A 12,223-nucleotide genomic window follows, 5' to 3' on the forward strand; every position below is an offset into this window, starting at 1 on the left:
TCTTTGATTTTGATAGTTCAAAACAGAAATCGTGTTTAATAGATTTAAATTCAACTTAATTTAAAGTTTAAATATCATGTATAATATAATATATATCAATTAGTATTGTTGAGGTCATAAGTTGAAGAGAATATTTCTGATATTGGCTATTTTATTAATGATACTGACAGTCAATGTAGCATTCGCTGAAAATGAGACAGTATCCCTGAATGAGGATATCTATGTAAGTGTCGACGGTAGCGATAGCCTTGGAGACGGATCTGCCGACAATCCGTACCAGACACTTAACTATACCATTGAAAAAGCTCCGGATAATTCGAATATTTACCTCAAAAGCGGTGTTTACAATTCCACAGGCTATGAGATAGTGAATAAATCCATTACTCTAACTGGTTTGGGGGACGTTACTGTTGACGGGCAAAACGGAAAGGTTTCACAGAATATTTTTAAAGTTAACAATGGTTCCAGTCTTGTTTTGAATAATATTAAGTTTGTAAACGGTTACGCTGATTTAACTCAATTATCCTCAATTGTTAATGAGGGCGAGCTGTACATTAACGATTGCGCTTTTAATAATTTTTCAACAATCAATGGAGTAATTAAAAATCAGAATTATTTATATGTGGATAATGTTTCTTCATCTGAGATTTCTACTCTGTGGGATGTTATTTATGCCGATTTGCCTTCCGGTGCATTTTTATGGATTGCAGAGGAAATTAAAAAAAGGCCTAAAAATGAGTTTATTCAAAATAATGGATATTGCAGTATTTACAATTCAAGATTATTGTCTTCTATTGTAAATTATAATACTATGAATGTAACCCATACTCATGTTGATGAAATATTTTCTAATTCTACTATTTCAAAGCAAAATTTCATTGATAACTCTGAAATTTATTTATTCAAATGTTATAATTCAACTTTTGTAATTAATAATTCATTTATTGATAGGAATTTCACAAGTTATAGTCCTAGAATAGAATATTCAAATATTTTAATTGACAATTCAACTATAGATTATAGTATAGGTTCAGTTAATTCAAATTTCACCGCTACATCTTGTGTTTTTCAATATGGGGTTTCATTTACAGGATCTAATATAGATATAAGTTATTCTACTATTTTAACTTCCACTCTTAAGTTTAATAATGTTATTGCAACTTTAAACTACAATTGGTGGGGTAGTAATAAGGTAACTCCAATTTCAAATAAGGATTCTAAAATAATTTTGGACTATTGGATTGTGATGGCATTTGATAATGAAAACGATTCGATTTTTAGAGTTGATTTGAATAGATATACAAATGGGGAATATGTTGCATATTTAAATGACTTGTATAAATTCAACACACGTTTTGTTAAATTTGAATCAGAAACAGGTCATTTTTCAAAAAAAAATGGATATTTGGTGAATGGTACTTTATATACTGAATTAATTGATAATAATCCAGATACATTAATTTATGCTACAATTGATAATCAGGTTTTAAGATTAGCTGTAGGGAATGGTTTGACTAATTATACTATCTATGTCTCTAATGATGAGGGTAATGATTATTTTTATGATGGATCGATTGATTATCCATATAAAACACTTTCAAAGGCTGTTTCAAAAGCATTAAGTGGAAATACTATATATATTCTAAAAGGAGATTATACTTTAAGTTGGAATGCAAACCTTAAAATCTCTAAAAATCTGACTTTTGTGGGCATTGGCAATCCACGATTGTTAAGGCCTAATGCCCGTGATATCTTTGTAGTTCAGGATAAAGGTATTTTAAATATTGAAAATGTTACTTTTTCTACTGCAACTAAAGAAAAATATTATGATTCTTTAATCACAGTAAATGGAGGTATTTTAAACATTAAAAATTGTTTTTTCCATGATATAGAAACCGTAGGAGTTATAATTGCTAAAAATAATGATTTAATTAATCTTAACAATGTTTCATTTAACAATATTAAAGGTCGAGCAATATTAGGTTTTTCAAAAGAAATTCAGATTGCCAATTCAAAATTCAGTAATGGGACACCAATTTATCTTCAAAATTCATATTATGGTATTGATTACAATGAGAATCATATTAAGGAGTCCTGGTCTGAATTTTATATTTGGGCTAGATCCGATAAGACAACTATAGTCAATACAACTTTTAAAGATAATGTAGTCGGTGTAATGGGTTATTATAGAGCCAGTTCTCAAAATGAATATAAGTTTTGGAATATTCCATGGGATTCTCTTAATAAGCCTTATACTTATATTTATAATTCGACATTTATGGATAATAATTGGGATTATTTACCGGAAGTTGTTATTGGACTGGCTATGGGTAGTACTAGTGAATATTTTAATGCTGGATCAGCAGTAATTGATGGATGTATATTTAAAAACAATATAGGGCATATTCTTTATGCGGACACAATTACAAATTCCCAATTTATCAACAATACTGCAACTCCATATCTAGAAAGGACTGATGCAGATTTTTCAACCAAGGCTTCCTATGTATATCCAAAAGCCCTCATAACAAGTGATTTGATTAACAATTCATATTTTTATGGAAATTCATTCTTGTCAAAAGATTATGAAGAAAAAATTGTAGGGGCAAATGAGGTTTATTATTCAACATTCATTAATAATAGCGCAGCTTATGGCGGTGCTTTATCCAATCCAAAAGAGGTTCATTATTGTGTTTTCATAAACAATACTGCAACTTATGGTGCAGATGATATTTTTGTTTATAAAGGGGTGTTAAATGCTTCCAGCAATTGGTGGGGTTCAAATCAACATCCGGAAAATAGGGTTCAGGTGTTTATTGGTACATTGATTCTTGATGATTGGGTAATAATGGATTTAAACTATGAAAATGGAACGATAATTGCTTCTTTGGATAATCTTTTAGACAACAACAAAAACATTAAAGGATTTAATTTTACATTGCCTTCCCGTGAGGTATTGTTTTCATCCGACATTGGCAGGTTAAATCCTGAAAATGCTTACTTGATTGATAATTTTGCCTATTCAAAAGTATTTACAGATTCATCTTCTGATTTCAATGTATATGCAACAATTGACAATCAGAAATTAAGTCTAACAGTATATAACGATTCTACAGATATATTAATCAATAACATGACATTATATGGAAAGGATAATCCGTTTGACATTACTTTAATCAATGTTAATGGCCATAGAATTTCAAATCAACTTTTAGACATTGTTATTTATAAGGATAATGTTATATATGATACATTTTCACTAGTCACAGATGATAAAGGAAGTACAAGTTTTAATATTGATTTTCCTATAGGTGATTATAAAGTCAATGTCTTCTACGGAGGCAATGGATATTTTGCCAAAACTAATGCTACAGTAAATGTTAAAATTTCATCAATATCCACAAGGCTAATATCCTACAATTACACTTATTATGGTAAAAACAATAAATTTTATGCTGTTTTACAGGATAGTACGGGTAAATATATTTTAAATCAGGATTTAACTTTAGAAATTTATGACATTAATGATAATTTACTTGGCACTGCTAATGCTAAAAGTGGTGTTCGTGGAAGGGCAGATGTATTGTTGTCATTTGATGTAGGCACATATAAGTTGAAATGGATTTTCAATGGAAATGAATGGTATGAAAAAAGCATTTCAGAATCAATTATTAGAATTAATCCTATTAACACTACAATAAATCTTTTAAACGCAACATTTTATGGAAAAGGAAATGATTATGAATTTACTTTTAAGGATGCTTATGGAACTTTAATCCATGGTGAAACTGTCGTTTTAACAATTTCCAATGGCAACGAATCAAAAGAATTCACTGTTGTTGTTGATGATAATGGTATAGGGTCAATCAACGTTAATCTGGAGCCTGATGTGTATACAATTAATGCAAGATTTATGGGTGATGAGATTTATGGACCTTCAAAGGCGTCTGCGATTTTAGATATTCAACCTATTAGGGTGACATTTGATTTAAAAGCCAATGCATTCATTCCAGAAAATGGAGTTTTTACTGCAGTTCTAGTTGACATGTATGGCAAAAAGGTCACAGGAGAAAATGTCACACTTGAACTTTACGATGACGGACTGTTGAGGACTTATAATACAATAACTGACGGCAATGGCGAGGCTAACTTTAAAATTGACATGGGTGAAGGGATTTATTTGGCAGTTTTAAATTATGGTGGAAACACTTGGTACAGACAAGCTGTTGGAGCTTCCAAAATCACAGTTAATCCTGGTATGGTTTTAAACAACATATACATTAGTGGGGATGATTTTGTTCAGTATTATGGTGAAAATAAATATTATCTAATTAATTTCAATGATACGAATGCATATTCACTTGAAGGAAGGACTATAAAAGTTTCAATAAGCTCTCCTGATTGGATAAAATCTTATAATGTTGAATCTGATGCATTTGGTAAAGCAAGGCTTCAAATAACTCTTGAACCTGGAGAATATAATATAACTTATAAATATTCTAATGAATATTATGATATCCATGGCGAAGGGTCTAATTCAATCATTGTCTATAAAATGCCAACAAATCTTTTGGCTTCTGATTTAATAATGAATTATAACCAACCACAGTATTTTGAAGTTAAATTAGTTGATAAAAATGGAAATTCACTTCCTAATTTGATTGTTAATATTACCGTGGGTGGTAAGACATATGAAGTTTCTACAAATCAAAAAGGAATTGCAAAGGTATTGCTTAATCTGGGATTAGGTTATCACAATATAACTTATTCATTTAACAATGAATTTTATGGATTGTCTAATGGCAGCTCAAGGATATTAGTCGTTGATGAAAATAAAACCAGTACAAAAATATATACTAATGAAGTTGAAGCACGTGAAGACATAATAATTGATTATCAAGTAAAATTGTTTGATTTGATGGATCTACCTATAATGTCATCTGAAATAATTTTGAATATCACAGATTCGGATGGTAATCTCATTGGAAGGTATAATGCTTTTACTAATAAAACTGGTGTTGCTAACTTTAATGTTAACTTAACTTATGGCGAATATGTCTTTGAGTCTTATTACGATGGAAATGATAATTATCTGGCTAGTTTCAATACAAACAAGGTCTATGTGAAACCTATCGTTAATGTTACTGAAAGCATTCTGTTTGGAAATGACTTCACTGTTATAAACGGTGACAATTCTACTAATTATCATGTAATTCTCTCCACACTTGGTGGTGAATTTTTAAGCGGCCAGGAAATAGAATTTACAGTTAAAGGCAATACTTATTATTCAACTACAGATGATATGGGTTGTGCTTATCTTAATGTTCCGTTTGTTCCTGGGGCATACAAGGTAGTAGCTAAGTTCAATGGGACAGACAATCTTACAAAAGCACATGTAACCAACTACATTTCAGTAAAAGGTGCAACCTGTTATCTATACTCAAGAAATATTATAAAATCATTTAATAATGCTACACAGTATTATGTTGCTTTATTTGATGCTAATAATATGCCATTATCTCTTAAAACAATTAGATTTGACATTAACAATGAAACTTATATAAGATTTACAGACAGTAATGGTTTTGCCTGCTTTGATGAACCGTTGGCCCCTGGTGTTTATAATATAACTGCAACCTATCAGGGAGACTATCCTGATGAGTTTGTTCAAGTTCAAAACAATATTACAGTTTTAACTACACTTTATGGTGGGGATGTAGTCAATTATGGTAGTGTAAATCTTCCAGTTGCATTTTTGGACAATTCAGGCAATAATCTGTCAAGCACTGAAGTCTATTTCATAGTAAACAATCTAGGATATAAAATCAAAACTAATACTAATGGTGTTGCTGTATTTAATGTTAATTTAAAAGCAGGAAAATATAATGTGATGGCAATTAATCCGCTTTCCGGTGAAAATAAAACATATGCTTTAAGACTTGTTAGCACAATTGCTTCAAATAATCTTGCAAAATATTACAAAGGTTCAGAAAAGTTCAAAGTCACATTCAAAGATAAAAACGGAAAAGCACTTAAAAATACAAATGTCAAATTTACCATTTCCGGAAAAACTTACACAGTAAAAACTAATGCAAATGGGGTTGCCACATTAAATATAAACCTAAAACCAGGAAAATATACAATAACAACCTTAAATACAAAAACAGGAGAAAAGAAAACCAATACAGTCACAGTCAAAACAACAATCATATCAAAAGACAAAACAGCAAAAGCCAATAAAAAACTAAACTATCAGGTAAAAATACTTAAAAACAACGGAAAAATAGCCAAAAAAGTAACAATCACATTTAAAATCAATAAAAAGACTTACAAAATCAAAACAAATAATAAAGGCATCGCAACATTAAATATCAAACTTAAAAAAGGAAAATACACAGTTTCCACAACATACAACGGATTAACTGTAAACAATAAAATTACTGTAAAATAAGGTGTTGTTAATGAGAAAAATTACTATAATATCAATATTTATTGTATTGTTCATTTCCATGTCATTTGTCAGTGCAGACAACAGTCTGGAAAATGCTTCATTAACAACAGTTCAAACTGAAACAATTTCAGTTCAGGGTACTGTTGAAGATGTTTTAGAACTAAGTAATGAGGTTTCTGTAGATGACAGTAATTATGATAAATATTTCAATGATATTACTGGTAAGTTTAAGGATGATGTTGATGTATCAAATATTAATACCTTAAAAATAGGTAATGTTTCAAATAAGTTATTTACCATTGATAGACCTTTAAAAATAATACCTGTTTCTTCTGATTGTCAAATAACTAATGGTGTTATCCATTTAGTTGCGGGCAGTGACGGATCCAATGTGTCTAATTTAATAATTAACAATACCAAAGGAGAAATTTACAAAGATGGTTTATTTATTTGCAAATTACATGGAATTTGGTTTTCAAATTCAAGCTATAACTATATTTACAATAATACTATTCGCATTGCTAAAGCAGAAGGCTGTTATGCTATGCCAATGGGATATTCAAGCTATAATAGAATCTTATACAATGATTTGAGGACAGGTTTTACTTGTACTATGGTAATGGGTTTGTGTCATTATAATGAAATTTCATATAATAAGATGGAAATAATGTCATATCGGAACTTGGTTACTGCAAATTGTATTTACTTTAATCCATTTAGTCATGCAGATTATCGGGGGGCTGGTGATTGTATATGCAATAACATTACAAACAATTATTTTAAATCTAATTCCAATAGTGACTGGTCTTATGTTCTTGCTTTAGAATGCCAATCCAATAATACTCGTGTTATAAACAACACTGTTATTGGCGGATTTATCGGTATTAAAAATGAAGGATATAATTTTTTAATCAAGGAAAACACTATAATAAACAGTACCTATTCAATTTTTAGTAGTAGTAATCAGGTTGCCATATCCGATAATAAAATAATTGGGTCTTCAAAAGAAATTGGAATTCTTTTAGGCGATGAGTCTAATAAAGAAAATAATAATATTACAGTATCAAACAACGAAATAAATTATGATAATCTTAATGCAGGTATTTCTGTAGGCGCGAATAATGCTAAAATTTTTAATAATAAAATTATACTGTCAAAATATGGTACTGCTATTTTTATTTATGGGAATAATACTACAATTTCTAAAAATAACATTGATGTTACTGTTGATGATGGAATTGGAATTTTTGGAAATAATAATTTAATAATAAATAATGTTATTTCGACAAAAAATGATGGTGTTTATCTTACAATTGATAGACAAACATATAAAATTTATAATAATACTATTTCATCCAATCGGATTTTTTGTGAGAATTATGCACTTTATATTAAAGGATATGTTTATAATACGCTCTTTAATGATAATATAATTGAAACGAATAGTTCTGAACCTATTTATGTTGATATTAAAGAAACATTTGAAGATAATAATTTCGGCAGTATAGTGGATAATAACATTAATGGTGTACTTGAGTATACTGATACTATAATAATTGATGATAATAACTTCTATGACTACTTTGATGAAGATGGCTATTTAACATATGAATTTAACATTACACAAAAGAGAATGTTCTTTTTCACATTTTTATCAAATAAAGATATTCATTTTACAGACCAAATAGCTTTAACCAGCAATAAGCAAGCCAATTTGCTATATAATGTTTCCATTACTTTCAGTGGTGATGCATGTGATTCATCAATCAGCGATTTTAAATTTTATAATTTCGATAAATCCAGCATTATTTTAGATGGTGTTGACAATGTTAATGTAAACAATAATGAATTTACAACAATAGCTTCCGATATCTTTGATGTCAATGTTATTTCTGTTGTTGGTGGATGTCATGACTCAAATATTGCTGATAATGATATTTTCATCACATCTTTGGCCAATTACACCTATGGGATTTTTATTTCCGAACCTACATCTAAATTGATGAAAAGATTTTCAAGCAATTTCAAAATATCCCACAATAATATTTTTATAAAATCAACTGGCGTCGGTGAAGGGATTTATATTGATGCATTAAACAACAGTACGATATCATCAAACGATATCAGTCTGATTTGTGATGATTCAGCTTATGGGATAGCACTTGCTAATGTATTTGGAAGGCCGCATGACATTAAAATAGATTCAAATGATATAATTTTAAATTCAAAAGAGATGAGTTATTTAATTGAGCTTTATATGAGTGATTCAATAACAATTTCTAATAATTATCTTAAAGGAATCAGTAATGGTATTTATGGTGTGGGAGTTCATGGATCTCAAGCCAATATAAACAATAATGAAATAATTGTCACTGGTAAAGATTTAACTGATAAGATTGTATTTGATTCATTGGGTAAAGGAAATGCTGCAGTTTATGTCAAAATGTCATCACGAATAAGCAGTCTTTCAAAAAATATCTTTGATGTGAATAACTGTGAGATTTTATCAAATGATTCTTCAACAATCAATAGATTTAGAGCGAATAATTATGTTATAGCAGATTATAACTATGATTATTATTTTGATGGTAATAATACAATAAAAAATAATATATTTAAAACTTCTGATATAATCTTATTTAAGAATTTCACAAATTTCAAAACTATGGATATCAATGTTCCTATTTTAATCAAGCCTTATAAGCATTTAAATCAATTCAGCTCTTATTTGATTTTGTCTGGTAACTATTCAGATTTGAATATTATAGGTTTTGCTTTCAAAAATGCTACATTGGAATTGAATAATGTTTCTAGCATAACTGTTGCTAATAATTCATTCATTTCATCAGAAATTTTAATTAATTCTGGAAACAATAATTCACTTTCTAATAATTCATTCATGGATTGTAAAGTTGAATTTGATGGTTCATATAATGTTACATTTACATTTAATAATCTAACTTCCCACTGTCTTATTAAAATTAATAATTCAAATGATACTACATTATTCTGCAATTATTTCAATGTATCTGGCAGTTCATTTAATCTAATTAATTCCAATTCATCAATCAATAATAATATATCCTCAAACATTATATTTGCCAATGCTACAGGGGACAGTCACGCATATAATTCAATCAACACGACTCATGATAATTTTTTAAATAACAATATTCAAATTAATGGTGATTTCACAAAATCTGTAATGTATTATGATGAGCTATCATCAAACAATAAGATAATGTTTAATAAGATTATCTCTTCAAGCATTGGCGGTGAGGATTATGCCATTGTTGCCAATTTATCATTCAATATGTTTACAAACAACTATTTAATCTCATCCAATGGGTTTAGAAGAGGAAATAGTGCTGTAAATGCATCCAATAGTATTGTTCGTGACAACACTCCTTCGGATATTTATGTTTCATCGAATGTTAGCGTTAGCGGAAACGGTTCTATTGAAAATCCATACTCTACAATTGAAGAAGCCTTGCAAAATGCATTAAGCGGTTCAATTATATATCTCCTTCCAGGATATTATAAGGAGAATAATTTAGTTATAGATAAAAATATCACATTAACAGCCATTAATCAGGAAGGAAATACCTATCTTGATGCATTAAGTGACCGTCTATTTAAAATAACAAAAGAGGGCGCATTAACAATAAATGCCTTGAAAATACTTAATGGTTTTTCAGTTGAAGGTGGAGGATTGTTCTACAATAAAGGAATATTATTTATAAATAATTCATTGATTTACAATTCATCATCTTACTACGATAACTCTAATCCAGTATTCACTAAAGATAAGTTTGAAGATACATGGAGTAGTTACAATTGTAAAAATTTAGGGCTTGGAGGTGCTATCCTTAACTATGGAACTTTATTCATTGAGTCTTCCAATTTGTTTGATAATTATGCCCATAAGGGTGGTGCATTGGCAGACTTTGGCAAATCTGTAATCAAAAATTCATTAATATATAATAACACTGGAGTACATGGTGGAGCAATTTTCACTGACTCCAATAAAGGATTTTTCATTAATAATACTTACTTTATTGATAATCTGGCTATTACAACATTGGACCACTGTTATATTAAACGATCTCAAATAGAAACCAGTAAAGAATATCTATATGTTTGTCAATGTGGCTCATTATCTATTAATGAAGTGGGATCAGGTTATGGTGGAGCAATATTCTGTAATTCTATACTTACTGTAGTTAATTCTTTGTTTGAAGGCAATACCGCAAGAACCGGAGGTGCAATTGCAACTCCAAGCACTATTGAAGAACGTTACGGTTATCATGATATTGATTATCTGGGTTATGGTTTACACCATAAGTATGCAAATGTAAAGTTGACTATTACAAATTCAACATTTAGACATAATGTAGCTCAAGATACTCGTTGTGGAAATGCAACGCTATTAATATCTCCTTCCAGATACTTTGATTACTTTAATAGATTTTTTGAAGGTGGAGCAATATTTGGAAGCTCTAAAGTATTACATATTGAAGATTCATTATTTGAACATAATATTGCCAATACTGATGGGGGAGCTTTATGTGTCCAAAGTGAAAACTCTACAATTGTAGGATCCAAATTCTATAATAATACTGCAGGTGCATATGGTGGTGCTTTAAGTATTTTTGGAAATTCAGAAGTATTTAATACAGAAATCATTAGTAATCATGCTCGTGATGGTGGTGCACTCCAATATGCATCATATTCAATCTATGAACGTAATCAGAATAACATGAACATGTTTAATGTAACTGTTGCAGATAATGCTGCTCTTAATCATGGTGGTGCTTTTATTTTGGAAACTACAAATTTTGCAATTAAAAATTCAAACATTTATGGTAATAAAGCACCAAATGGTGAAACATTAGGTACAAAATATGGTTATGGTGACAATTCAATAATTGATGCGCGCAGTAATTGGTGGGGAAGTGTTGATGGACCAGATTATTCTATTAGAAAAGCAAGCAATGTGCGATATAGGACTTGGTTATCTGATAGGGTTAATTGGGCTCCCGTAGCAATATCTGTAGTAAATAAAGAAGATAATAATTATAAAAGTCATAATTATGACCCTTATGATAAATCAACCGGTTCAGGTGTAAGTACGGGTTCGTCATTAAAGGAAACTCCTAATGAGGGGAAATCTTATGGATTTTCAGGTAATTGGCCTTATTCAAATGGTAATGGTAATGGAAAAGGTGGATTTAACTTTAATGGAATAAACTTTGGTGGAGATTCATCAAGCAGTAGCAAAACATCAGTTAAAGGAAATGCTGTAAATCCAAACAGCATGAGCAAAATTAACAGTTCCAGCGTTAATGATATGGCTTCTGTGGGAATGACATCTAATGCTGCTGATTCTTCTGATAGTTCGCAATCTTATTCATCTGAAGGTGGAAGTGCTGGTTCAGCCAAATCTTATGAAATCAAAAAAGATGTTAAAAAAGAAATCCCTAATGAAAAAATTTCAATATTTAATGTTTTCTTTGTTTTATTATGGATTTTCTTATTTATTGGTTTCGTTAAAAAATATAAAGAGAATGAATCTTAAGTTCTTAAATTATTTATTTGTATAATTATTTTTCTATTTTTTTATATTATTGATTTTTTTTAAGTTATTTTTTATTAAAATAAATTTTAATTAATTTTAAATATAATTTAATTTATATATATTGATGTATTAAATTTTGTTTAATTTTTAATATAGAAAAAATTGTTGAGGTAAAAATATTATGAAGACATACA

At 29.3% G+C, this 12,223-nt stretch carries 2 protein-coding genes; both read left to right on the plus strand.

What is annotated here, in order from left to right:
- The first annotated feature begins 121 nt into the window (after positions 1-121).
- Complete coding sequence (locus ACKI30_RS02920) at positions 122-6,451, plus strand: hypothetical protein (protein ID WP_407409748.1); 6,330 nt, start codon at positions 122-124, stop codon at positions 6,449-6,451.
- Positions 6,452-6,461: 10 nt separating this feature from the next.
- Complete coding sequence (locus ACKI30_RS02925) at positions 6,462-12,029, plus strand: right-handed parallel beta-helix repeat-containing protein (protein ID WP_407409750.1); 5,568 nt, start codon at positions 6,462-6,464, stop codon at positions 12,027-12,029.
- Positions 12,030-12,223 lie beyond the last annotated feature (194 nt).

This window comes from Methanobrevibacter sp., from assembly GCF_045539575.1.
Classification (GTDB): Archaea; Methanobacteriota; Methanobacteria; order Methanobacteriales; family Methanobacteriaceae; genus Methanocatella.